The 26,151-nt window shown below is 40.0% G+C and carries 17 protein-coding genes and 1 tRNA gene; 10 read left to right on the forward strand and 8 right to left on the reverse strand.

Annotated elements, in window-relative coordinates; translation table 11 throughout:
* Positions 1-168: 168 nt before the first annotated feature.
* Both L1283_RS13615 and L1283_RS13620 read right to left on the reverse strand, forming a co-directional pair.
* A tRNA-Ser gene (locus L1283_RS13615) sits at positions 169-255 on the reverse strand.
* Positions 256-382: 127 nt separating this feature from the next.
* Positions 383-2,500, reverse strand: coding sequence for an HD family phosphohydrolase (locus L1283_RS13620; RefSeq protein ID WP_088161752.1), 2,118 nt, complete (start codon positions 2,498-2,500; stop codon positions 383-385).
* A 149-nt stretch (positions 2,501-2,649) separates the two neighbouring features.
* Here L1283_RS13620 and rpe point away from each other — a divergent pair, with 149 nt between their 5' ends.
* The 4 genes from rpe to L1283_RS13640 all read left to right on the forward strand — a co-directional run bounded on the left by rpe (position 2,650) and on the right by L1283_RS13640 (position 9,814).
* Positions 2,650-3,330 carry a ribulose-phosphate 3-epimerase gene (gene rpe, locus L1283_RS13625; RefSeq protein WP_201671535.1) on the forward strand — a complete coding sequence of 227 codons (681 nt, stop codon included), beginning with the start codon at positions 2,650-2,652 and terminating at the stop codon, positions 3,328-3,330.
* 359 nt (positions 3,331-3,689) lie between these two features.
* Positions 3,690-6,452, forward strand: coding sequence for a bifunctional aconitate hydratase 2/2-methylisocitrate dehydratase (locus L1283_RS13630; RefSeq protein ID WP_286733306.1), 2,763 nt, complete (start codon positions 3,690-3,692; stop codon positions 6,450-6,452).
* Between the two features lie 50 nt (positions 6,453-6,502).
* Positions 6,503-8,767 (forward strand): aconitate hydratase, encoded by a 2,265-nt coding sequence (locus tag L1283_RS13635; RefSeq protein WP_145326876.1) that lies wholly within the window; start codon positions 6,503-6,505, stop codon positions 8,765-8,767.
* 174 nt (positions 8,768-8,941) lie between these two features.
* Positions 8,942-9,814, forward strand: a complete 873-nt coding sequence (locus L1283_RS13640) for a hypothetical protein (protein WP_046672928.1) — start codon at positions 8,942-8,944, stop codon at positions 9,812-9,814.
* Positions 9,815-9,907: 93 nt separating this feature from the next.
* Here the strand turns inward: L1283_RS13640 and L1283_RS13645 are convergent, their stop codons facing one another.
* Positions 9,908-10,744, reverse strand: a complete 837-nt coding sequence (locus L1283_RS13645; protein WP_145326875.1) for an MBL fold metallo-hydrolase — start codon at positions 10,742-10,744, stop codon at positions 9,908-9,910.
* Between the two features lie 473 nt (positions 10,745-11,217).
* Here L1283_RS13645 and pckA point away from each other — a divergent pair, with 473 nt between their 5' ends.
* Positions 11,218-12,837 (forward strand): phosphoenolpyruvate carboxykinase (ATP), encoded by a 1,620-nt coding sequence (gene pckA / locus L1283_RS13650; RefSeq protein WP_145326874.1) that lies wholly within the window; start codon positions 11,218-11,220, stop codon positions 12,835-12,837.
* 82 nt (positions 12,838-12,919) lie between these two features.
* On the opposite strand, the gene ppk2 is transcribed toward pckA, so the two are convergent.
* Positions 12,920-13,729, reverse strand: coding sequence for a polyphosphate kinase 2 (ppk2, locus tag L1283_RS13655; RefSeq protein ID WP_145326873.1), 810 nt, complete (start codon positions 13,727-13,729; stop codon positions 12,920-12,922).
* A 556-nt stretch (positions 13,730-14,285) separates the two neighbouring features.
* On the opposite strand from ppk2, the gene L1283_RS13660 reads away from it, so the two are divergent.
* Entirely contained in the window at positions 14,286-15,461 is a 1,176-nt protein-coding gene (locus L1283_RS13660; protein WP_120334417.1) for an MFS transporter, read from the forward strand.
* Between the two features lie 137 nt (positions 15,462-15,598).
* On the opposite strand, the gene smc is transcribed toward L1283_RS13660, so the two are convergent.
* Both smc and L1283_RS13670 read right to left on the reverse strand, forming a co-directional pair.
* A complete protein-coding gene (gene smc / locus L1283_RS13665) occupies positions 15,599-19,141 on the reverse strand; it encodes a chromosome segregation protein SMC (RefSeq protein WP_312352440.1) in 3,543 nt (1,180 codons plus the stop codon).
* Positions 19,142-19,210: 69 nt separating this feature from the next.
* The gene (locus L1283_RS13670) at positions 19,211-19,915 is read right to left on the reverse strand and encodes a DsbA family oxidoreductase (protein WP_158638766.1); all 705 of its coding nucleotides are present in this window, start codon (positions 19,913-19,915) and stop codon (positions 19,211-19,213) included.
* Between the two features lie 110 nt (positions 19,916-20,025).
* On the opposite strand from L1283_RS13670, the gene L1283_RS13675 reads away from it, so the two are divergent.
* A complete protein-coding gene (locus L1283_RS13675; RefSeq protein ID WP_145326870.1) occupies positions 20,026-20,841 on the forward strand; it encodes a patatin-like phospholipase family protein in 816 nt (271 codons plus the stop codon).
* A 110-nt stretch (positions 20,842-20,951) separates the two neighbouring features.
* Here L1283_RS13675 and L1283_RS13680 read toward each other — a convergent pair whose 3' ends face one another.
* The gene (locus L1283_RS13680; RefSeq protein ID WP_145326869.1) at positions 20,952-21,866 is read right to left on the reverse strand and encodes a glycerophosphodiester phosphodiesterase family protein; all 915 of its coding nucleotides are present in this window, start codon (positions 21,864-21,866) and stop codon (positions 20,952-20,954) included.
* A 378-nt stretch (positions 21,867-22,244) separates the two neighbouring features.
* Here L1283_RS13680 and topA point away from each other — a divergent pair, with 378 nt between their 5' ends.
* From topA to cmk, 3 genes are read left to right on the forward strand one after another with little or no spacing between them, the layout of a single operon-like run.
* Positions 22,245-24,644 (forward strand): type I DNA topoisomerase, encoded by a 2,400-nt coding sequence (gene topA, locus L1283_RS13685; protein WP_145326868.1) that lies wholly within the window; start codon positions 22,245-22,247, stop codon positions 24,642-24,644.
* 2 nt (positions 24,645-24,646) lie between these two features.
* Entirely contained in the window at positions 24,647-25,060 is a 414-nt protein-coding gene (locus L1283_RS13690; RefSeq protein ID WP_046672862.1) for a hypothetical protein, read from the forward strand.
* Positions 25,060-25,755: a (d)CMP kinase gene (gene cmk / locus L1283_RS13695; RefSeq protein ID WP_075992844.1), complete on the forward strand. Its 696-nt coding sequence runs from the start codon at positions 25,060-25,062 to the stop codon at positions 25,753-25,755. The genes L1283_RS13690 and cmk overlap by 1 nt, the downstream gene beginning before the upstream one ends.
* Positions 25,756-25,798: 43 nt before the next feature.
* On the opposite strand, the gene L1283_RS13700 is transcribed toward cmk, so the two are convergent.
* Complete coding sequence (locus L1283_RS13700; RefSeq protein WP_075992843.1) at positions 25,799-26,092, reverse strand: hypothetical protein; 294 nt, start codon at positions 26,090-26,092, stop codon at positions 25,799-25,801.
* Positions 26,093-26,151: the final 59 nt, after the last annotated feature.

Genomic DNA, 26,151 nt, shown 5'->3' on the forward strand with positions numbered 1-26,151 from the left:
CTTTCGCGGTGTAAGAGACACCACATTCTTCCTATATAGAGTAATGAAATTGTATGCTTAAAAACTTCTCCTCCCCCAAACTTTCGGTATGATCCCTGTTTTTGGTGCTGTTTTCCCACCAGAAACAAAAAAAGCGCTTTCTGAATCCTCTGAAAGCGCTTTTGTCTGCGGAAGAGGCGGGATTCGAACCCGCGGTACCGTTTCCAGTACGACAGTTTAGCAAACTGTTCCTTTCGGCCACTCAGGCACCCTTCCTCGTTTTGACATTGCAAACATAAGGCAATTATTTGATTCTGCAAAGTCTAAATACTAAAAAAAATGCAAAAAAAATGTAACGTTGCAATAAGCGTTTGAAATTCAATTTGTTGTTTGACAATTAAAATTACATTGTTTTTTTGCTTAAATCATAATCTACCCGAACATGGTAGATACTTTTGAGCATTGCTTTAAAAATAACTGCAGATTCGGTGATATCTTTTAGCGTAATGTTACTGTTATTGAACTGCCCCCGCATCAATTTATGTTCGATAATTTTATCGACAAGGTTATTGATAGACTCTTCAGATGGTTCTTTTAATGCACGGGATGCGGCTTCGACCGAATCCGCCATCATAAGTACAGCTGTTTCCTTGGAAAAAGGAATAGGTCCGGGGTAGGTAAATAAAGACTCGTCAACCAGTTTATCGGGGTTGTTCTTGACAAAAACGTTATAAAAATAGTCAACACGCGTTGTTCCGTGGTGTGTGCGGATAAAATCAAGGATCACGTCAGGCAATTGATGTTTTTTGGCGATATCGACGCCTTTGATGACATGTGATATAATAATCTGTGCACTTTGTTCCGGTGAAAGCTCATCATGCGGATTTTTTTCTGTCTTCTGATTCTCGATGAAAAACTGGGGATTTGTCAATTTCCCGATATCGTGGTACAGGGCTCCGGCGCGGACCAACAGCGGATTCCCGCCAATTTTGTAGATAGCGGCTTCCGCTAGATTAGCCACCTGTAAGGAGTGTTGAAATGTTCCCGGAGCTTTAAAAGAGAGCTCCCGCAATAACTTGGAGTTACTATTGGTAAGCTCCATGAGTGTTAGATCAGATACAATACCAAATAACTTTTCGAATGCATAGATCATTGGATAAGCCAACAAGGTAATCATGACACTTACGAAAAAGGGAAGGAGGTCGGACCAGTAAATGGTGTCTATAGATCCATTTCTCGTAACGACCAAGCCAATGTAAGCAATCCAATAGGTACCGAGGATAATAGCCGAGGAAATGAACAGCTGCTCTCGTTTGACCAATGTTTTAATACTATAGATCGCAACTATCCCCGCCATAAATTGTAAAAAGACAAACTCAAAACTATTCGGTACAAAAAGACCTGCTAGCAGAACCATCAGCAGATGGATATTGAGTGCTACACGTGTATCAAATAGAATACGAATAATAATGGGGACGGCGCAAAATGGGATATAGTAGAGATTAGGAATCTTGATTTTGATCGCCCAAGATAGGACAGCGAGCATACCAATGATCACAATCATGATAATGACCAGCAACCTATTGTTAAAATAGATGTCCTTACGGAAAAGAAAAAGGAATACCATCAAGATAGACAAGGCGAGCGAGATAATCAGAAATTGCCCTAAGGTCACATAGTTTTGATTTCCACTGATCTTGCCTTCATCTTCATATACCTTGCGTAATGACTCAAGTTTTTGGTAGGTTTCATTGGAAATTATTTTCTCTTTTTCAGCGATCAGTTCTCCTTTTTGGACCACACCGCGCGTAGCAGATATGTTTGCAATGGCATTTTGTTCTAAAGCTTCTGTTTGTTGATCGTTGTAGATGTAGTTAATGGTAATGTAATTTTTTAAAGTTTCCTCCAGCCAGCTCTTTTGCTTTATCTTGGTCAATTTGGGCATAATCTCATCCATATAACCATAAGAGCTTTCGATGGTGTAACAGTCGGCTGTGTTTTTTTGGCTGGCAACTTTGTCCTGGATCAGTGTAAAGTTGTAATGCTTGGAAGCTGGAGATTTGTCGTTGCTGCGGTTCTGAAACCGATTGTTCAATGACAGAATGCCTTTGCCATAGAGATGGCTTAAGATGGCATTACCGGCATTTCTATAATCTACTATATTTTCATGCGTTGTATCTAATTTGCTGCTTTGCCACTTTTCGGCCAGATCCGTGTTGAACTGATCAATTTGCTCTTTACTTGTTGTCGTATTGGCATTATAAATCGGTTGAATCGTGTTTAAGATACTTTTCTTGTCCGCATTCAATTCCTCCTGCGTTTTTAATATGGCAAAATTATAGGGTGATATCAGATTCTCATGATTCCATACTTTTCCCTTTTGGAATTCATAGCGAAAACGAGGTTGTTTGGGAAGGAATATACAGATCAGAATAATGGTGATAAGTATTAATCCAATTTTTCGGACGAGGTTCTCCGTTGTATTTAATTCTCTTCTGTATTTTATTTTTAGTCTTCCCACGGTGAGCTGTATTTTATTATCATGTTAATATACAAATGTAATTATAATTATTTTCTGCAGCTTCAGCCAATTGTCGTTTATAGGTATTAAATCGGGTAAACGCTGTGATGAACAAAAAATACTTGTTATCTTTGCAAAAAAAATACAACATGTCAACAAAATCACATCTAATTGCACCATCCGTTCTTGCTGCAGACTTTGCAAAATTATACGATGATATCATCATGGTAAACAACAGTGAGGCAGATTGGTTTCATATTGATATTATGGACGGTGTTTTCGTTCCAAATATCTCTTTTGGATTTCCAGTTATGCAGGCTATTGCAAAACATGCTGCTAAACCTTTGGATGTACATTTGATGATTGTTGATCCAGACCGTTATCTGCAGGTATGTAAAGACTCAGGTGCAGCAATCATTACCGTGCACTACGAGGCCTGTACACATTTGCATCGTACACTGGCTGCTATTAAAGAATTGGGCTGTAAGGCAGGCGTTGCATTGAATCCTCATACGCCAGTAGCACTTTTAAAAGATGTTCTTGCGGATCTCGACTTGGTTTGTATTATGTCGGTCAATCCAGGGTTCGGCGGTCAGAAATTTATTCCAAATACCTATGCCAAGGTACAGGAACTAAGGACCATGGCACAGGGAGTGAATGATGGTCTGCTGATTGAAATCGATGGGGGAGTAACGACTGCGAATGCAGCACAGTTATTGAAAGCCGGAGCAGATGTGCTGGTGGCAGGTTCATTTGTATTCAACGCGACTGATCCTCTAGAAACCGTGAAAGCATTAAAAGACATTGATATAACTGTAGAAAGTATATAAAACGAAAAGGTGATTTAATAATTTAAATCACCTTTTTTTTGAAAGAAATAAATACAATATAGCGGATTTCAAAAAAAGATGGCAGGATTGCATAAATGCTGTTTAGAACAATTCCAAATTGATTTAAATAAATGGAATGCATGCGTTTAAAGTTGGATTTTCACTATTTTTGTAATTAGTCATACAAGTTGATTTACGACAAATAGATCAGCTTCAAAACATGAAGTGGAAGGGCTAATTTGTGATTTGTCAGGGAGGACCTGATAGATGGCGTATTAGCTTAATTATATTACAGACATGGTAGTGTAGAAAGACATAGGTGTTTTTATGCTGCCCATAAAATAGAAAGATAGATATCTATGAGTATTTACAACGATTACGTACAAGAGGTTGTAGAACGAGAAGGCCAAGGATTACATCCTAAGCCTATTGACGGAGCAGAATTACTAAGTGAGGTAATTGCCCAGATTAAAGATTTAAACAATGAAAATAGAGCTGAATCTTTAAGATTGTTTATTTACAATACGTTGCCGGGTACTACGCCTGCAGCGGGTGTTAAAGCACAATTCCTAAAGGAAATTGTTTTGGGTGAATCAGTTGTTGCTGAAATTACACCTGATTTCGCTTTTGAATTGTTGTCACATATGAAGGGTGGTCCTTCAATCAAGGTTTTATTGGACCTGGCTTTGGGTACAGACCTAGCTATTGCAAAACAGGCGGCTGAGGTTCTTAAAACACAAGTTTTCTTATATGACGCGGATACCGCTCGTTTGAAAGAAGCTTTTGAACAAGGCAATGAGGTTGCAAAAGATATTTTAGAAAGCTACGCAAAAGCAGAGTTTTTCACAAAACTGCCTGAGGTTGCTGAGGAAATTCAGGTGATTACTTTTATCGCTGGTGAAGGTGATATCTCGACAGATTTATTGTCGCCAGGTAACCAGGCGCACTCGCGTTCAGATCGTGAATTACATGGAAAATGTATGATCACACCTGAAGCACAGCAACAGATCGTTGAGTTACAGGCGCAACACCCTGGTAAAAGTGTCATGTTAATTGCTGAGAAAGGAACAATGGGTGTGGGGTCATCTCGTATGTCGGGTGTCAACAACGTTGCATTATGGACGGGTAAACAAGCGAGTCCTTATGTTCCTTTTGTGAACATCGCACCAATTGTAGGCGGTACAAATGGTATCTCACCTATTTTCTTGACCACAGTGGATGTGACCGGAGGTATCGGTATAGACCTTAAAAACTGGGTGAAGAAAGTGGATGAAAATGGTAACGTAATCCGTAACGAGAAAAATGAGCCAATCCTTGAAGAAGCTTATTCTGTCGCTACAGGTACTGTCTTAACAATCAATACCAAGACTAAAAAATTATATAATGGCGAGCAGGAGCTGATCGATATTTCCAAAGCTTTGACTCCACAAAAAATGGAATTTATCAAAGCGGGTGGTTCTTATGCGATCGTTTTCGGTAAAAAGATACAGACTTTTGCCGCTGCTACGCTGGGCATTCAGGCACCTACAGTGTTTGCTCCATCAAAAGAAATCACGATTGAAGGACAAGGGTTGACTGCTGTAGAGAAAATTTTTAATAAAAATGCGGTTGGTGTAACTCCAGGTAAAGTGTTACATGCCGGTTCTGACGTTCGCGTTAAAGTAAATATTGTTGGTTCTCAGGATACAACAGGTTTGATGACAGCGCAGGAGCTTGAAGCAATGGCTGCGACTGTAATTGCACCTACTGTAGACGGCGCTTATCAATCGGGTTGTCATACGGCATCGGTTTGGGATAAAAAAGCACAAGCGAATATTCCAAAACTGATGAAATTTATGAATGACTTTGGATTGATCACAGCACGTGACCCTCAAGGTGTATATCATTCGATGACAGACGTTATTCATAAGGTATTAAATGATATTACAATTGATGAATGGGCGATCATTATCGGAGGTGATTCACATACCCGTATGTCTAAAGGTGTTGCTTTTGGTGCTGACTCTGGTACGGTGGCGCTAGCTTTAGCGACAGGTGAAGCTTCTATGCCAATCCCAGAATCGGTAAAAGTTACATTTAAAGGCAGTATGAAAGAACACATGGATTTCCGTGATGTGGTTCATGCTACACAAGCACAGATGCTGCAGCAATTTGCTGGCGAGAACGTTTTCCAAGGCAGAATTATTGAAGTTCATATCGGAACGCTTTTAGCCGATCAGGCATTTACTTTTACTGACTGGACTGCAGAAATGAAGGCGAAAGCTTCTATTTGTATTTCACAGGATAATACATTGATCGAATCATTGGAGATCGCTAAAAACCGTATCCAGATTATGATCGATAAAGGCATGGAAAACAAAAACAACGTTTTGCAAGGCTTAATTGACAAGGCGAATAAACGTATTGAGGAAATTAAATCTGGTGCTAAGCCTGCTTTAACTCCAGATACCAATGCGAAATATTATGCAGAAGTTGTTATTGATCTGGATATCATTGAAGAACCAATGATTGCTGACCCGGATGTGAATAATGCGGATGTTTCCAAACGTTATACGCACGATACAATTCGCGACCTTTCGTACTATGGTGGAAACAAAAAGGTAGACTTAGGTTTCGTCGGTTCTTGTATGGTTCACAAAGACGATTTGAAAATTGTATCGAAGATGTTGAAAAACATTGAACAGCAAAAAGGTGTCGTTACATTTGAAGCTCCTTTGGTCGTTGCAGCTCCAACGTACAATATCATTGATGAACTGAAAGCTGAAGGCGATTGGGAATTCTTACAAAAATACTCTGGATTCGAATTTAGCGATGCTTTACCAAAAAGTACTGCACGTACTGAATACGAGAATATTATGTACTTGGAACGCCCGGGTTGTAACCTTTGTATGGGTAACCAGGAAAAAGCAGCTAAAGGTGACACGGTAATGGCTACTTCAACACGCTTATTCCAAGGACGTGTGGTTGAAGACAGGGATGGTAAAAAAGGGGAGTCTTTATTAGCATCAACTCCAGTTGTTGTTCTTTCAGCGATCTTGGGCCGTATTCCGAATATCGAAGAATATAAAGCTGCTGTGGAAGGCATTAACTTGACAAAGTTTGCGCCTATTCCAACAAAATAATGAGTGATTAGGGTTTAGTAACTTAATTAAACAACATAAATTAGAGAGATATGGCTTTTGATATAGATATGATTAAAAAGGTCTATAGCCAATATGACGAGCGCATTGCTGCGGCTCGTCAAGTGGTTAACAAACCTTTGACTTTATCTGAGAAAATTTTGTATGCCCACCTTTGGGATGGCAATGCTACTGAAGATTACAAACGTGGCGTTTCTTACGTCGACTTTGCTCCAGATCGCGTTGCTATGCAGGATGCAACTGCACAGATGGCATTATTGCAATTTATGCAAGCTGGGCGTCCAAAGGTAGCAGTTCCTTCTACTGTACACTGTGATCACCTGATTCAGGCGAAAGAAGGAGCAGACAAAGATTTAGCACGAGCTAAAAACGAAAGCTCTGAAGTATTTAACTTTTTGAGTTCTGTGTCCAATAAGTATGGTATCGGTTTCTGGAAACCCGGAGCAGGTATTATTCACCAGGTTGTTTTGGAAAACTATGCTTTTCCAGGCGGTATGATGATCGGAACAGACTCGCATACGGTGAACGCCGGCGGTTTAGGAATGGTTGCGATCGGTGTGGGTGGAGCTGATGCTTGTGATGTTATGGCAGGTTTGCCTTGGGAGCTTAAGTTTCCTAAGCTGATCGGTGTAAAATTGACGGGTAAGCTCAGCGGATGGGCTGCAGCAAAAGACGTGATCTTGAAAGTTGCAGGTATCTTGACTGTAAAAGGCGGAACAGGTGCTATCGTTGAATATTTTGGCGAAGGTGCGGAGTCTTTATCTTGTACAGGAAAAGGAACAATCTGTAACATGGGCGCTGAAATTGGTGCGACAACCTCAACTTTTGGGTACGACGAATCCATGGAGCGTTATTTACGTGCTACCGGTCGTGCCGAAGTGGCGGATGCGGCAAATGTGATTAAAGAGCACCTGACAGCGGATGCCGAAGTTTATGCTAATCCTGAGCAGTATTTTGATCAGTTAATAGAAATCAATCTATCTGAGCTGGAGCCTTCTCTAAATGGTCCTTTTACACCAGATTTGTATACACCAGTTTCGCGCATGCGCGAAGAAGCTGAAAAGAATGGCTGGCCATTGCAAGTGGAATGGGGATTGATCGGTTCGTGTACAAACTCTTCTTATGAAGATTTATCCCGTGCTGCCTCCATTGCAAAACAAGCAGTTGATAAAGGATTGATTACAAAAGCTGAATTTGGTATTAATCCAGGGTCAGAGCAAGTACGTTTTACGGCTGATCGTGATGGTTTGCTGAAAACTTTTGAAGACCTCAATGCGACAATTTTTACCAATGCATGTGGTCCTTGTATCGGTATGTGGGATCGTGTAGGTGCCGATAAACAAGAGAAAAATACAATCGTTCATTCTTTCAATCGTAACTTTGCAAAACGTGCAGATGGCAATCCAAATACTTATGCATTTGTTGCATCGCCAGAATTGGTAGCTGCAATCGCGATTTCTGGTGATTTGGGTTTCAATCCGGTAACTGATACCTTGACAAACAATAAAGGTGAACAAGTGAAGCTAGATCCGCCTGTAGGGGATGAGTTGCCAACGAAAGGCTTTGCGGTAGATGATCCTGGATATCAAGCACCTGCGGCTGATGGTAGTTCGGTGGTGGTTGATGTAGCTCCTACTTCTGATCGTCTTCAACTGTTGGAGCCTTTTGCGCCATGGGAAGGTACGGATTTGAAAGGGTTGAAATTATTGATTAAGGCAAAAGGTAAATGTACTACTGACCATATTTCAATGGCTGGTCCTTGGTTGAAATACCGTGGTCACTTAGATAATATTTCAAACAACATGTTGATTGGCGCTTTGAATTTCTTCAATGAGAAGACTGATAGCGTTAAAAATCAACTCACAGGCGAATATGGTCCTGTTCCTGCAACACAGCGGGACTATAAAGCACACGGTATTGGTTCAATTGTAGTCGGTGATGAAAACTACGGTGAAGGTTCTTCCCGCGAGCATGCTGCGATGGAACCTCGTCATTTGGGTGTTCGTGCTGTTTTAGTTAAATCTTTCGCACGTATTCACGAAACGAACTTGAAAAAACAAGGTATGTTGGGATTAACTTTTGCAAACAAAGACGATTATAACAAGATTCAGGAAAATGATACCATTGATATTCTCGGCTTGACAACATTTGCACCAGGTAAACCTTTAACACTTGTATTACATCATGCCGACGGAACGCAAGAAGAGATTTTGGCGAACCATACCTACAACGCGCAACAAATTGAATGGTTTAAAGCTGGTGGGGCTTTGAATATCATTCGTAAAAATCAAGGGTAACAATTCCTTGGAAATAAAATAAATGAAAAGCTGCTTTCCTGGAAGGCAGCTTTTTTCGTTTCTGGCGTGGAATGACATTTCTGTGATCTTCGTCATATTTTTCCAATTCCCATTGATTTTATTTGCTTATAAAATAGAATGCAGGTACTTTTGCCCAACGTTTTTAGCACCGATATGAGAAAAATATTTTTAACGATTGGAGCACTTGCATTAAGTGTTTCTGCCTTATTTGCCCAAGAAAATCCTGAGATAGGAAAAAGCATTTTCAAACCGAAAAATTTGAGAACAGAAAGTAACAAGGGCAAATTCTTCTTCTTTTGGGGGTACAACTTCTCTTCTTACGCAAAATCAGATATTCATTTTACGGGTCCTAATTATGACTTTATACTCCATGATGTAAAAGCGGGTGATAGGCCAACTAAATTTGGTTCGACGTATTTTGATCCAAGCCGGTTAACTATTCCACAATTTAATCTGCACTTTGGTTATTATATCAAAGATAATTATTCAATTTCATTGGGATGGGATCATATGAAATATGTGGTCGATATTCCGCAGCAGGTGAAAATTTCCGGTTTTATCGGTGAAGAAATTTCTAATCCTGGTATCCCGACGGGAAACCGCGCCGGTCAATATAACGGTGAATTGATTACTGTAGACTCTGCTATGCTGACATTTGAGCATACAGATGGTTATAACTTTGCCTCAGTAGGTCTGGAGCGTTATGATGACATCATCAATAATCGCAAAGGTCAACAGGTGCTGACAATGGAATCTGGTGTGGATGTAGGTCTATTGATTCCTCGTTCCGACGTGCATCTTTTTGGCGAAGGGGCCAACCACTTTTGGAACATTGCGGGTTATGGTGCTTCGGCAAAAGTTGGTTTGCACTACCGTTTTTATAAAGGACTCTATCTTCAGGGGAACTTCAAAACGGGCTGGACTGATTTAACAAACATTCGTACAACAGGAAGAAGAGGGGTAGATAAAGCATCCCAACAAATATGGTTTTTTGAGAATTATTGGGCTTTGGGCTTTAGATTCTAAACATATTCATGAAACAAAAAAAGGCTACTTTCAAAGTAGCCTTTTTTGTTTATCCTTTTTCATATCCTATTTGATCTTCTTTAAAAAGACCAGCTAAATCTCGCCTAGTTTGAAAATATCCTTTACCCGGATACCTTTTTCAGTACGTTGAAGTGTACAGCATTCATGTATGGGATCGTGTTCGAAAAATAAGATGTATTCATTATCGACGATCTCATTCCAATAGCTGTTGCGTTCCTCCATGGTCACGAGGGGTCTGACATCATAACCCATAACATAAGGAATGGGAATATGTCCCACCGAAGGCAATAGATCCGCCATATAGAGGATTGTTTTGCCTTTATACTGTATCTGTGGCAACATCATAGCTTCTGTATGGCCGTGTGCATAACGGATAGCGATATTGTTTCCAAAAGGATTTTGATGATCTTCGACAAATTTTAATTGTCCGCTCTCCTGTATCGGTAAAATGTTCTCTTTTAAGAAAGAAGCTTTTTCGCGCGGGTTAGGATCGGTCGCCCAAGACCAATGGTCACTATTGCTCCAAAAATGAGCATTTTTAAAAGCCGGAACCAGCTGTTCACCTTCGCGCACTATAGCGCCGCCGCAATGGTCAAAGTGTAGGTGTGTAAGGATGACATCGGTGATATCGCTTCTGTTAAATCCAATATTTTTTAATGATTTATCCAGCGTTGCATCGCCGTGAAGATAATAATAGCTGAAGAATTTTTCATTCTGTTTGTCTCCCAGTCCTGTATCGACCAGCATTAATCGATTACTGTCCTCGATGAGGAGCAGGCGGTTTCCCCAGGTACACATATTGTTTGAGTCGGCCGGGTTTGTTTTGTTCCAGATACTCTTTGGAACAACGCCAAACATTGCACCGCCATCGAGTTTAAAAAATCCCGTTTCTATAGCATGTAATTTCATTCGCAGATTATGTGTCTTTTAATGGTTATATAGCATATCCAGTTTATTTTAAGCACAAGCAATTATTTGTCAGATAGCATGAAAGCCACCCTGTGCTCTTCCGTGTTCGTGCTACAATTCTAGCTATTTCATCTCTTTATCTTTACTCATGTTAGTCCGTCGGCCTGGACATTGCTGCCACTTTCAACGATCAATGGCTGATGGACGTTACACCTTCTGTTTTTTTACTTTATTAATATTTGTAAAGGTTGGAACAATTTACGAAAAATATGTGATATTTTTTGATAGTGATAAATTGATGTGCTAAAAAAATATGCTAAAAAGTTTATTTTTTTTTACTTGCGTAAGTTGTTGTTAATGAGTGTTTTGTTTTTGTGTTTTTTGTACAATAAGCTTGATTTTTAGATAATTAAGTTTTGTTTTTAGCGAAAAATGCCTTTAAATTTGGGCACATTTTAAAACAAACAAAAAATATGAAAAAGGGTAACATTGGAAACGCGCCTGATTTGAAATATTTAAAAATTGATAGTACAAAAAATGTATTTTATCAATTGCCTGTTTCTGAATTGGTCGAACATGCCTTAGCAAATCACGAAGGTCGACTTTCTGATACGGGAGCACTCGCTGCTGATACGGGAAAATTTACTGGGAGATCGCCAAAAGATCGGTTTCTGGTCGAAGATTCTTTAACAAAAGATAGCGTTTGGTGGGGAGAAATCAATCAACGGATGTCTCCGGCTAATTTTGAAGCACTATTTTCGAAAGTAGCTGCTCACTTAAGTAATAAAATCATCTATGTAAGAGATTGTGCTGCAGGGGCTGACCCAGCTTATCAAATAGATTTGCGTGTTGTTACGGAGACAGCTTATCAAAGTATATTTGCCAATAACCTGTTTCTGCGTCCGGAACCAAATTTGGATGCTCAGCCTGCTTGGTCGATTTTAGCTGCCCCGACGCTGCTTATCGAAGAGCCGCATCAATATGGCATTATCAACGAAAATTTTGTTGCGATTGATTTTACAAAAAAGATAGTTCTGATTGCAGGGACCGGTTATACAGGGGAGATTAAAAAGAGCATTTTTTCAATATTGAACTTTATTTTGCCATTTCAGCATAATGTGCTTTCTATGCACTGTTCGGCGAATACTTCGAAAGAAGGGGAGACTGCTTTGTTTTTTGGACTTTCGGGTACAGGGAAGACGACCTTGTCAGCTGATAGAAATAGAAAGTTGATCGGTGATGACGAGCATGGATGGAGCGAAAAGGGAATATTCAATTTCGAAGGTGGCTGCTATGCCAAATGTGTAGGTTTATCGGAGGACAAAGAGCCTGAGATTTTTCACGCAATTCGTTTTGGGTCTCTGCTTGAAAATGTTGTTTTGGATGAATTTGATCGACCTGATTACAACGATATTAGCAAGACGGAAAATACCCGCGTATCCTATCCAATAGATTTCATGGAAAATGCCGAAATGAGCGGTATTGGTCGTGAACCTGAAAATATTTTTTTCCTGACGGCAGATGCTTTTGGTGTACTTCCTCCCATTTCATTGTTGACCATCGATCAGGCAGTATATCATTTCGTTAGTGGTTATACAGCAAAGGTCGCGGGTACAGAGGTAGGGGTAAAGGAGCCTACAGCAGCATTTTCAACCTGTTTTGGACAGGCATTTTTGCCGCTTCATCCTTCAAAATATGCGGCTTTGCTGCGTTCAAAACTAGAGCAAAATCGCAATATCAAAGTTTGGTTAGTGAACACGGGCTGGATTGCCGGTCCTTACGGAATAGGCAGACGTATTAAGCTAAATTATACGCGATCGCTAATTCGAGCAGCAATAGATGGTTCACTGCTGGAGTCTCACTTCAACAAGCACAATATTTTTGGACTGGAGTATCCAACGAGCTGTGGAGAGCATGTTCCTGCACAAATTTTAGATGCGCGAGGCTTATGGAACAATGACGAGGCTTATGACATGCAGGCAAAACGCCTGGCGAAGCTGTTTATTTCGAATTTTGAAAAATTCAATAATGAGATGCCACCCTCGGTGCACGCAGCAGGACCTAAAATAGAAACTACAGTTCTGGTGTCCTAATTCGTTCTGCCATTATAACAAACAGGAGGAAATACTTTTCCTCCTGTTTGTTATAATTGTACCTTTCCTAATCGACAGACCTTTAATCGTGTTTTGTGACGAAAGAATCTATTTTTTCCTGTTCACTTCCAACAAGAGCATTGATAATAAGTCTGAAGGACGCCAGGCGAGCCTTTTTCTTATTATCTTTCGCGATTTCTAGCCAAGGCGATTTTTTTGTACTTGTCTTTTTAAATAAATCCTCAATATAGCCCGTATATACATCCCATTTCTCCTGTGCCTGCTGGTCTAGCACACCGATTTTCCATTGTTTTAGGATATCTTCTTTTCGCTCTTTTAACCTTTCGGCTTGCTCTTCTTTGCTGACGTTCAGGAATAATTTGATAAGGATGATGCCATCATCGATTAACTGCTTCTCAAATTCAGGGACCTGGTTCATAAACAGCTCATGTTGCTCCTTGGAGCAAAATCCAAATACAGGTTCAACAACAGCTCTGTTATACCAGCTACGGTCAAAAATCACAATTTCGCCGGCATTAGGGAGCTGTTTGATATATCGTTGAAAATACCATTGTCCAGCTTCCTCTTCGGTTGGTTTGGGCAATGCAACAACGCGTACCTTTTTGGGATTTAGATATTGGGTTATGCGGCCTATTGTACCACCTTTACCCGCAGCGTCCCTACCTTCAAAAATAATAAGGACCCGTTTTCCTTTTTCAATGATTTCATATTGAAGCTTTAAGAGCTTGACTTGAAGCTCGTAAAGTTCTTTCTCATAATCGTAAACATCATTGAATTTTTTTATTTCCAGAATGCCATGTTGTTCCAGATAGTTTAAAACATCTTTGTTTTCGTGGATCTTCTGAAGTTCATTTAAATCGTACTCTGCCATATGATATTTATTTATATGTTCGTTTTCCTAAAGTTACTTATTGAATTGTTAAAAAATGTCAAATTTCACATAAATCCGTAAGAGCTGCGTAATAATAAGCTTATGGTTTACGTTTAATAGTCAAAACAGCGAAAGAGGCTGTTTGTATAAATTAGACTTTTCATAAATTTAGGTTAATAATTGGTTAGGTTAGCTCGGAGTTCCCCACTTCGAGCTTTTTTTGTGAACAGGATCGGAGGATCCCTGACAAGAACACGAAAAATTATGGTTTTTGCCACGCTCAAATAGAGTTTAATATTAATCTCTTCTAAACGTTAAAAAATGTTAAATGACTATTCTTGTTATAATGAATTCAAAAATGTGGCGTTTTCATTACAAATACTTTTCATAAAATAGGTTAATATATGGCTAACGAAAGCTCAGAGTTCCCCACTCTGGGCTTTTTATTTTTCAGCTTCCTTTTTTGACTTGCAGACTCTTTTTTTGACTTGAGTCAATGTTTAGCTTTTTGATCCGCGGCATATTTGCACTCGAAATATAGTTAAACAAAAAATTTATGAGTGTAATTTTAGAAAAAGGACAAACAATTGGTTTCTACAAAGCCATAATTCCCATTATTGTATCGGTATTTGGAGTCTATTTGACTATTGGAATTGCTTTGGGGCTACTTCCGAAGTTTGTTGAGGAGAAATTAGGATACGACAGTTTTATTGTTGGTTTGGTTATTGGTTTGCAATCGCTCGCGACACTTCTTACACGCGCTTACTCGGGTAAAATTACCGATACGAAGGGCGCTAAGAAGAGCAAGATGTCGGGCGCTATTTTAGCTGTTCTAGCGGGATCAGCCTATGTTTTAGCTGTTTTTTTTCAATTTAGCAGCGGTACAGCGCTTGCATTGCTTCTTTTTGCCAGGGTAATGCATGGTATTGCAGAAAGTTTTCTGGTCACAGGAGCGCTTACTTGGGGCATCGGGTTGGTTGGACCGGCGCAGTCAGGAAAGGTGATGACCTGGAACGGTATTGCGATGTATGCTGGTATCGCTATCGGCGCCCCTCTAAGTATTTGGTTGGGACGAGTATCCGGAGACCTTTCCGCCTGTTTTCTTATGTTATTATTGCCAATGATGAGCTGGCTAGCCACGGTAAAACTGCCAGCCGTAGCCATTGATAAAGACCATATCCGTACACCGTTTTATAAGGTGATAGGGGCGATTTCTGGACAAGGGCTTAGCCTGGCATTCTCTTCCATGGCATTTGGCTGTATTGCGTCCTTCATTGCCTTGTTCTTCAAGGCAATGAATTGGGGGGAGGCTTCATTGGCGTTTATGGTTTTTGGGACATGTTATGTGTTGACCAGAGTGTTCTTTGCATCATTTCCAGATAGATTTGGCGGTCTTAAAATAGCTTTGATATCATTGTTTATCGAAGTTCTGGGACAAGCGCTGATCTGGACTGCCACATCCAAAATGCTTGCAATAATAGGCTGCGGACTTACAGGTGTAGGGTTTTCCCTGGTATTCCCGGCTTTGGGTGTGCTAGCCATAAAAAAAGTTGCACCGCAGATGCGTGGTACAGCACTTGGAGCTTATGTTGCGTTTGTGGATTTGTCGCTGGGACTGGCAGGACCATTGGCGGGAATGATCGCGGGCTCGTTTGGTTATCAGTCGGTCTATTTATTTGGGGGAATCAGCTGTCTGCTGTCTATCCTTATATTGATCTGCAACAGGAAATAAGCTTACGGAAATTCACAGCATGTTGCAGCAAAGAATTTCATTAAAGGCGAGAGGAAATTAAATTGATCTGTATAAATAAGACGGACCGGGTGTAGATCCCCTGAGTCCGTCTTATTTATTGTGTATTTCGTTGCTCACTAAGCAACTTCTCTTAGATCTACTGCAACTACACGGGATACACCTTGTTCAACCATGGTTACGCCATAGATGATGTCTGTACTTGCTATCGTTTTTTTATTGTGTGAGACCACGATAAATTGTGAATTCTTGGAAAAATCCCGGATAATATTATTGAATTTATCAATATTAGTATCATCCAACGGAGCGTCCACCTCATCGAATATACAAAAAGGTGCCGGTTTAGAAAGATAGAGTGAGAATAACAAGGCTGTTGAAGTCAAGGTCTTTTCACCACCCGAAAGCTGATTGATAGACAGCGGTCTTTTCCCTTTTGGTCTTGCAATAATGTCGATGTCTGAATCCAGCGGATTGCTTGGGTCTGTGAGCACCAGGTCGCAGCTGTCTTCTTCGTTAAATAGCGAACGGAATACCTTGACGAAGTTATTCCTTACGGCATCGAATGTAAACATAAACTGAACTTGAGCGGTATCGTCAATTTCTTTTATTGTTGCCATCAATGAGCCTTTTGCTTCGATTAAATCAGCTTTCTCTTTGTTAATGAAATCATAGCGTTCATTCATCTCGTCAAAAGCCTCTTTTGCCATTAGATTGATCGTTCCAAATTCATCAAGCTGTTTCTTGAGTTTACTGCATTTGGTTGCCAATGTCGTCTGATCTTCTGTGATCTCAGGCACATCTTCACGGTCAATCAGGTCTTTCAGTTCAACGTTGAATTCAACAGAAAGACGTTCTTTCAAGGCATTGAGGTCGATCTGAAGACCCGTTTTTTTATCTTTGATCTCTGAAACAAGAAAGTCACTCTGTTCTTTTGAACGACGCTGCTGTGTCAGAGCATCTTCGAGGTTATTGATTTTCTGCTTATCTGCATAGTAGCCGTCTTCCAATTCTTTGAGACCATCTTCCAGGGCGATCTTCTGCTCATACATCGCAATAAGATCCTGATCTTCTTCATCTTCAAATGGAATGGTTGTTCTTAAAGCTTCCTGCACTTCAACTAATTCTGCACTGTTTCGCTCCACACGGATTTCGTGATCATCTTTCTGCGTCTCTCTAAATTCGAGATCTTTTGTGATATTGGAAACTTTGTTTAACTGTTGATGGTAAGCGATATTCTCTTGATTGTATGCGGTTGATTTTTCGTTAAGTACCTCAGATATTTCATGGAACTGATCTTGTAAAGTCGATAATTCGGCTATACTCTGTTCTTTTTCCAGACGGAGCTCCTGAAGCTGTGGCTCCGCAATTTTTAAATCCGATTCTATACCTTCAATTTTCTCCTGAATATCTTTTTTACGGGCCTGGGAGTTATTGATGAAGGCTTGGTATTGCTCTTGCTTTGTTTTGACGGTAATTAATTCATTATTCAGTCTATTGAGCTGAAAGCGCAGCTCATCGATTAACTCTTTCTGTGAATTACCACGCAGTGCATCCAAACGAGCTGTTTCGGCCGTTATTTTATCTTCAAGTTTTGCTATTTCCTGATTTAAGGTTTTGATCTCTTGGGATAGCACTTCCAGATTTTTCGCTCTTCCGATACGTTTGCCCTCAAATAATCCCACTGAACCACCCGAAAGGCCTAAATGATGTTTCGAATAACGTCCATTTTTTTGTAGAATCACCTGTCCTAGAGCAGGTAGCTTTTCATCCAGCTCCTTTTCATTTTCATGTTTAAGGATGAAGACTTGCTGGAGCAGCATCGTACATAAAGCCTTGTACTTTTCGTCTACGTTAATCACATCTAACGCAGACATCAAATTGTCATTTGGTGCGGGGGCAGCGCTTGGGGAATCTACTATGGCATCTAAAACAAAGAAATTAGCTCTTCCTTTTGCTGCATCGCTCAATAGTTGGATAGCCTGAACGGCATCTTGTTGTGTTTCGACAACATAATGGTTCATAATAGGCTCTAGGTAGTTCTCAATAGCCACACGGTAATCTTCCTGACAGAAAAGGACATCTGATAGGAGTGGGGGCTGCTTTTTCCAGCCTGCATTTTTCTTGAGGAAGCGAATGGAATCGGGGAAACCTTCTAAATTATCAACAAGGGATTTCGTGAGGTTGTATTCGTTTTGTTTGGCATCTACCAGGCGGAGATCTTTGGCAAGCTGGGCCTTAAATTCCTCGAGGTTTGCCTGGCACTGATTAATCTGTCCTTGGAGCTCTTCTTCCTGCTGGTTTGCTGAATCGTACTGTAGCTGCTGTGCTTCTACACGGCCTTCCAATTCCATAACAGAGGAATTGAACTGCTGCAATTCGGCTTCTTTTGCTTCTGTATCTACACTATTGCGAACAGATTCTTGCAGAAGAGCTTCTTTCTGAATTGTGAATACCGCAAGATCTTTTTCTAATTTGTATATTTTTGCCTGTAATTCAGCATTGCTCTTATTAAAAATATCGAGCTTTCCCTTTGCAGATTGTTGCTGTCCTCTCAATTCGTCGACTTCGGTTTTATCCGATTCAAGATTTGTTTTTAACGAATCGAGTTTATTTTGCTCATCAAACAATTCCTCATTCAGTCGTTTGATGGTGTAGAGGACATGATTAAGCTGTTGTTTATCGCTGTTGATATCGAGGTTCAGTCGGTTTTCTTTATCTTGAAGATTTTTGACTTTTTCGTTTTTGATCTTCTTTTCCGATTCATAACCTCGGATTTTATTGACAAATTCCTGTGTTGTCTTTTGCTGTACCGAAAGGTTTTTTTCCTGTTCCAAATTTGTCTGGCGGAGTATTTGGAGTTCAGTTTCCGCGTTCAGAATATTTTGCTGTGCATTGACGGCATCTTTTTGAACCTTGGATTCTTGTGTCTGAAGTCTTTCTAATTCGGTCGAAAAATCAGCAATTCTATAATAAGCCAAATCTATACTGCTCTGGCGGTATTCTGCTTTAAGGGAGGTATATTTTTCAGCTTTTTTAGCTTGATTTTCTAATGATTTGAGATTCTTTGTGATTTCGTAAAGCAAGTCATCAACACGGGAAAGATCGGCTTCAGTATCTCTCAGCTTTGCTAAAGTTTGTTTTTTACGAACTTTATACTTAGAGATTCCGGATGCTTCTTCAAAGAGGTTGCGACGTGAATTATCTTTGTTGTTGATAATTTCATCAATCATTTTCAATTCGATGATCGAATAACTGTCGGCACCAACTCCGGTATCCAGGAACAGATCCGTGATATCTTTTAAACGACATTTGACATCATTCAATCGATATTCACTATCGCCGTTGCGAAACAGCTTACGGGTGACCGTCACTGTAGAGAATTCCGTTGGTAAAATATTATTGTTGTTGTTGAAGGTCAGCGAAACCTCTGCAAGGTTTGCCGGCTTTCTATTTTTCGTTCCATTGAAGATAATATTTTCCATTTTATCGGAGCGAAGCATCTTTGTACTTTGTTCCCCCAGTACCCAGCGTATGGCGTCGACCACATTGGACTTTCCGCATCCATTGGGACCGACAATCGCTGTGACACCATCATTGAAGTTGATCGTGATCTTGTCTCCGAAACTCTTAAATCCTTTAATTTCTAGTTTGGTTAACTGCATTTATACCAAATTTGTTTGTCGTTATAAGCTTGCGAAAATAGTAAAATTAAACAATAATTTTTTCTTTCTTTATTCACATTTTCCTGTTTCAGGATCACATGAAGGGCCTTCTTCGCCTCTGCGTTCAAGAGGTGCAGGCTGACCGGCCAGGCATTCATTTATTGTATTGTGAAAGACTTCCATGGGCTGTGCTCCGGGGATAGCGTATTTTCTGTCAAATACAAAGAAAGGAACACCTCGGAGTCCTAAGCTGACACCTTCTTGGATATCCTGTGCAACATCATAAGCAAATTCATCCGATTCCAATAAGTTTTTTACATCCTGAGCGGAAAGCTGCTCTTTCGTTGCGATAGTGACGAGAACCTCATTGTTATTTACATCGAGACCATCGGTGAAATGAGCCTTAAATAAGGCTTTTTTGATCTGAGTGCCTTTTTGCTGCGCCTGGGAAAAATGGATCAGACGATGAGCTTTTTTTGTATTTACAACGATTGCTTTTTCAAAATTCAGGTCAATACCCAGCTCTTTTCCCTGCGCACTGAGCTGTGAAGTCATTGCAACAACATCGTCCATGCTCATGCCTTTCGTTTGAACGAGGTAATCGTAGGTTGGCATTGCCGGAGCATCTTCGGGATAGTCGGGGTTAAGCTGATACGATTTCCAGATGATTTCAGCGGCTGGCTTACTTGCGGTTTGTTGAAGAGCCAATTCAAGCTTTGTCAAGCCAATATAACAAAATGGACAAATAATGTCCGACCAAATTTCTATTTTCATATTTCTTTTTTTACTGCGTATATTGTAATCAAAAATACATATAATAACGATGATTATCTGTTTACATTGTTGCTTGGATGTAAACAAGTGTTTCATGTACTTGTATAATTATGTTGGAGAAAGCTTTTTTGAATCGTAAAGTTACCCTTGTCCTGGGCGGAGGTGGTGCAAGAGGTCTTGTGCATATTGGTATTATTCGAAGGCTTGAAGAGCTGGGCTTTGAAATCGATGAGGTGGTAGGTTGTTCAATAGGAGCACTTGTCGGTGGTATTTATGCGCAGGGGAAGATGGATGTTCTCGAAGATTGGATGCAGCGCCTGACGAAGAAATCGGTCTTTAATATGATGGATTTTAGCTGGAAGGGACTAGGAATGATGAAGGGGGTCAAGGTGTTTAACGCCTTGAAATCTGTGATCCCCGATGCTAATATAGAGACTTTTCCAATTTTGTTTAAAGCCGTTGCGACAGATCTAAACTACGAAAAGGAGGTTGTGCTGGATTTTGGGAGTATGTATGATGCCATTCGGGCTTCGATTGCAATTCCAGCTGTATTTACAGCGGTAGAGGAGGAGAACCATGTGTACGTTGACGGTGGTGTACTGAATCCATTGCCCATAAATCATGTAACCAAGAAAGAGAATTTAATCATTGCTGTCAATCTGGAATCTAAACCGGATAAACAATATTCTGTTATCAAAAAACTGGATCCGAAGACTTCGAATTCCTTGGATATTCTACAAGCCTCGTACTATGTGATGCGCAGGAAAATGAGCCGTATGATTGTTGATTTATACCATCCCGATGTGGTGGTGGATATTCCCTATAATATCTGTAACCTTTGGGATTATCACCGCTCTGAATTTTTGGTTCAAAAGGGACGGGAATATATTGAAAAAGCATTAAAAAACAAAACCAAAGCAAAGTAGTTGAGGCGATTAACGAACTGCTTTGCTTTGGTGTGGCTTGGTTTCTCCTGGCATTGAGATGAACTAGAACTCAATTTTTTTCATTCTAAGCGAAACAAGCAAGGTGTTTGTTAAAACAAATTGGGGTAATCGCTAATAATTCCATCAACCTTTACAGCCTTCAGCTGTTCTATCTCGTCCTTTGTATTGACTGTCCATGGAATAACCTTGATATCGGCTTTGTGGCACTGTGCAATAAAATCGCGTGTAGCTATTTTATAGTGCGGACTTATAATAAAAGGTGTAAAGCCCAAAGCTGCAATTGTTTGCTCAACGCTTTTGGTATAGTTTGCATCAATAAGATAAGAAACTTTGATTTGAGGATATGCTTTGTGCAGATATTTAATAGCTCTACTATCAAACGATTGGATGACGGTTCGTGAAGCAATTTTCTTATCAGTGATCACCTGCACCATAAGGTCCACAAATTCTTCTACCCTTGGATGGAAAATACCATCTTTATCTTCCTTACTCTTCACTTCGATATTATAAAACATCGGCGCTTTCCTTTTTACACTTGCGTAGGCTTCAGTACTGTCAATAAGGTCTGATAGTTTTGCTATACGCGTAACCTGTTTTTTCTGTTCAGGAAACTCTTTATAAAATTTCGATCCGATATCGTATTTAATCAGCTCTTTATAAAGCATATCATAAATTCTCAGCGGTTTATCTTTGTCAGAAATTTCGGAGCCATTGGGTTTCAGTACAAATTTTGGGTTAAGATAATCGTCGTGAAAGACAACAACCTTACGATCTTTGGTAATGTGGCAATCCATTTCCAGTGTGGTCACCTTTGCCAGATCTATTGCATTTTTCATGGCAGCGATAGACTCTTCAGGATATAGGCCGCGGCCGCCGCGATGTGCTTCCAGACTAAGTTTAGGGAAATTGCCTGAATTTGATTTTGCTGAATCTTTCATAACTGAACAAGATACAAATGGTAATAACGTGCCCCAAAAGGCAATTCTGAGAAGACTTCTTTTCATTATTAAAATATTTAAACAAAATAGGGGAGTTGTTATATATTGCCCTTTTGAATAAGCGAATATACATATATATTTTACTTATACGTATTTTAACTGTTTCGAATATTTGATTTTGCAACTTTATGAAGGTTGATTCGAAACCGAATAAAGTTAAATGAATTTGTTTTTGTCTGAAATAGACGGAAACAAAGTGGTTGGAGTGGCAAATTCGCTTGATCTGACAGCGTTTCTGTGTCGAGCTCAACTCCGTTGCGCGGTCCTTTGTCCTTGGATAAATTTCTTTATTGTTGACATGAAATCTATTTTTTTTGTCTTTTTTGCAAGAAATTATTGTCATTCCTTTCAGAATTCCCTTTATTTGCACAAATCTCAAATTAGATGGCGAAAAATTTATTGATAGTTGAGTCTCCAGCGAAAGCGAAAACGATAGAAGGGTATTTAGGAAAGGATTTTTTGGTCAAGTCAAGTTATGGACATATTCGCGACTTGGTGAAAACCGATGATGCAATTGATACCGAAAAGAATTTTGAACAAAAGTATGAAGTTCCCTCCGACAAAAAGGCGGTTGTAAGTGAACTGAAGAAATTGGCTAAAGCTGCAGAAACCGTTTGGTTAGCGTCCGATGAGGACCGCGAAGGAGAGGCTATTTCATGGCACTTATTTGAGACTTTGGGATTAAAAGATGAAAGTACAAAAAGGATTGTGTTTCATGAGATTACGAAGCCAGCTATTCTGAAGGCTATTGACAATCCGCGTAAAATAGATTATAACTTAGTAAATGCACAACAAGCGCGAAGAGTTCTAGATCGATTAGTCGGTTTTGAATTATCTCCGGTTCTATGGAAAAAGGTGAAGCCTTCCTTATCTGCTGGTCGGGTGCAGTCTGTTGCAGTTCGTCTGATTGTAGATCGTGAGCGTGAAATCAATAAATTTGAACCCGAAGCGGCTTTTAAGATCGTTGCTTTTTTTCATACGGGAAAAGTTAAAGATAGTTTTAAAGCCGAACTTCCGCAGCGTTTTGCAACAGAAGCAGAGGCGACCAAATTTTTGGAAGATTGTAAAGCAGCGCTGTTTTCAGTAAAAAATCTAGAAACAAAACCTGCAAAGCGTTCACCAGCGGCGCCATTTACCACATCAACATTACAGCAGGAAGCAAGTAGAAAGCTTGGATTTTCGGTTGCCCGCACCATGCAGGTGGCGCAAAGGCTGTATGAATCAGGACGAATTACCTATATGCGTACCGATTCTGTTAATTTGAGTGATACGGCGATTGAGGCTGCTGAAAAGGAAATCAAATCGGCTTACGGCAATCAGTACCATAAACTCAGAAAATATAAAACAAAAACATCGGGTGCTCAAGAAGCACACGAAGCTATTCGTCCTACTTATTTCTCTGAGCACACCATTGATGGGGATGCATCCGAAAAAAGATTATATGAGCTTATTTGGAAAAGAGCAATTGCTTCCCAAATGAGTGAGGCGGAGTTTGAACGTACATTGGCAAAGATCGACATCTCAACCCGTACCGAAGATTTGAATGCGTCAGGAGAGGTTATGAAATTTGATGGGTTCTTGAAAGTTTACATGGAATCCTTGGATGACGATCAAGACAACGCGATGGACGAAGATAGTGACAATGCTATTCTTCCACCGTTAGCCATTGGTATGCCATTGACTTTGAAAAACATGTCGGCAACGGAGCGCTTTACACGACCTCCAGCACGTTATACGGAAGCTGCTTTGGTGAAAAAATTGGAGGAATTGGGAATTGGCCGTCCTTCAACCTACGCCCCTACGATTTCAACTATTCAAAACCGCGGTTATGTTATAAAGGAAGAGCGTGAAGGTAAATCGCGCGATTACCGTGTACTGACATTAAAGGATGCCGAATTAACAGCGGTAACAAAAACCGAAATAACCGGTGCCGAAAAAGGAAAAATGTTTCCAACGGATATCGGTGTTGTGGTGAATGACTTTTTGGTTGAACACTTCAACGGTATTGTGGATTTTCATTTTACGGCCAACGTAGAAAAAGAATTTGACGATATTGCGCATGGACTGACCGAATGGACAAAAATGTTGCATGATTTCTATGGACCTTTTCATTCCGAAGTAGAAGATACTTTAGTAAATGCAGATCGTGCGAATAATGAGCGTGAGCTCGGTGTGGATCCAGTTTCCGGAAAGCCCGTTTCGGTTCGTATTGGTAAGTTCGGCCCATTGGTACAGATTGGTTCTCCCGACGATGAAGAAAAACCTCGTTTTGCGTCCTTGCGGAAGGGCCAAATGATCGAAACCATTACTTTTGAGGATGCCATGGAATTGTTCAAATTACCGAAAAAAGTCGGTTTATTTGAAGATAAAGAAATGACTGTCGCGGTTGGACGATTTGGACCTTATATACGTCACAATTCATCGTTTTACTCCTTACCAAAAGGTGTTGATCCTTTGGATGTAACAGAAGAAGAGGCGATACAGATTATCAAAGACAAACGTCAGAAAGATATCGAGAAAGTGATTCGGGTTTTTGATGAAAATCCAGATGCTCAAATCGAGCAGGGACGCTGGGGACCATTTATTCGATTTGGTAAGCAAAATCTGAAAATCCCTAAGGGAACCGAGATTGAAAAAATCACGTATGCGGATGTGCTGAAATGGGCTGAGGCGGATGCTCCGAAAGGAAAAGCGACCAAAGCAAAAACAACAGAAAAGAAAACTGTAGCAAAAAAAGCTACAGCAAAGAAGGCTCCAGCTAAAAAAACTACAAAGTCTAAATAAGGATGAAAGCAGATTTGCCTGAAAATATTGTCAAAGATATTATGATCGCCGTTGTTTTGGAAGGTGAGACGGTGGAGACAAAAAATTGGACTGTCTATGTGATCAATGACAAGAACATTGCCATTCAGAATGTGCTGATCAGCTCAAAAGGTTATGGCGAAAAGGATGGCCGACAAGTAACAACAACAACTTTGCGTCATTTTATTGGAAATATAGAAGCTAAATCTTTCGATCGTGTTGAAGCGATTGACGAACAGGTATTCGGGCTGACAAATGAATATTGGTTGAGTTTTTATATTGATAATATTATTTACGATAAAAAATATATCTTTTTACCCGAAAGCATTGTGGATGGTAACCTGACTAAGGTTCCTTTGGTCAATCGTCCCGGTGTAATCATAGGAGGAAACGAATAATGAGTGGACGTCACAATTTTATTATCGCCATAGATGGTTTTTCCTCCTGCGGTAAAAGTACCCTCGCAAAGGCCTTGGCAAAAAAACTGAAGTTTGCCTTTATTGACAGTGGAGCTATGTATAGGGCCGTCACACTCTATTTTATCCGGCATGAGATAGCGCTGGATGATCAAGAAGCGATCGAAAATGCACTGAAAGATATCCACATTGATTTTATCCCAAATGCAATAAAAACAGAAATTCATCTAAATGATGAGGATATCTCGGAAGAGATCCGTCAGATGTATATTTCTGATAAAGTCAGCGATGTGAGTGCAATCAAAGCTGTTCGGGTTGCTATGGTTGCCCAGCAGCAAAAATTGGGTAGCAGACGAAATATTATTATGGATGGCCGTGATATTGGTACTACTGTTTTTCCAGATGCTGATCTGAAAATTTTTATGACGGCAGACCCTAAAGTACGTGCCGCGAGGCGTTATCTGGAGTTGACGGAAAAAGGAGAGGACGTGACTTTAGAAGAAGTCGTGGAGAATCTTTCTACACGTGACCGTATCGACAGTACGCGTGCGGAAAGTCCATTACGGCAAGCCGAAGACGCTATTGTTTTGGACAATTCAAATCTGACACCAGAACAACAGCTTCATTTTGTTGAAGAAGAATATTTAAAAGCTAGGGCTGCAAAAGCACAATCATAAAACAAAAAGGAGGCCGACTATTTAGTCGGCCTCCTTTTTTTAGCTATTTTACACTATTGATCTGCTGCTGTTCCAATAGTTTTCCAACGTTGTTTTTCTCTCCGAATTCTGCTGTCTGCTCTTGAAAAGACTCCAGAAGAGCTTTGATAGCATCTGAATTATCTGCTGTACGCTGATAGATATCGGGAATTGTTTTTTCAATATTCTTATCGCCGAGTTCAATGTTATCAACTTCGATTTTGCCTATTTTTTCCAAAACAGCTTGTTGACTATTTCTGACATCTTCTAATTCTCTTGCTATTTTTTCCATCAATTGGAATTTCTTCAATTTATCCATATGAAATCGTTTTGGTTACTATAATAAGAACAAGATGCCTCGAAAGTTTGTTTTGTTTT

The sequence above is a fragment of the Sphingobacterium sp. HSC-15S19 genome, from assembly GCF_050433745.1.
Taxonomy (GTDB): Bacteria; Bacteroidota; Bacteroidia; order Sphingobacteriales; family Sphingobacteriaceae; genus Sphingobacterium; species Sphingobacterium siyangense.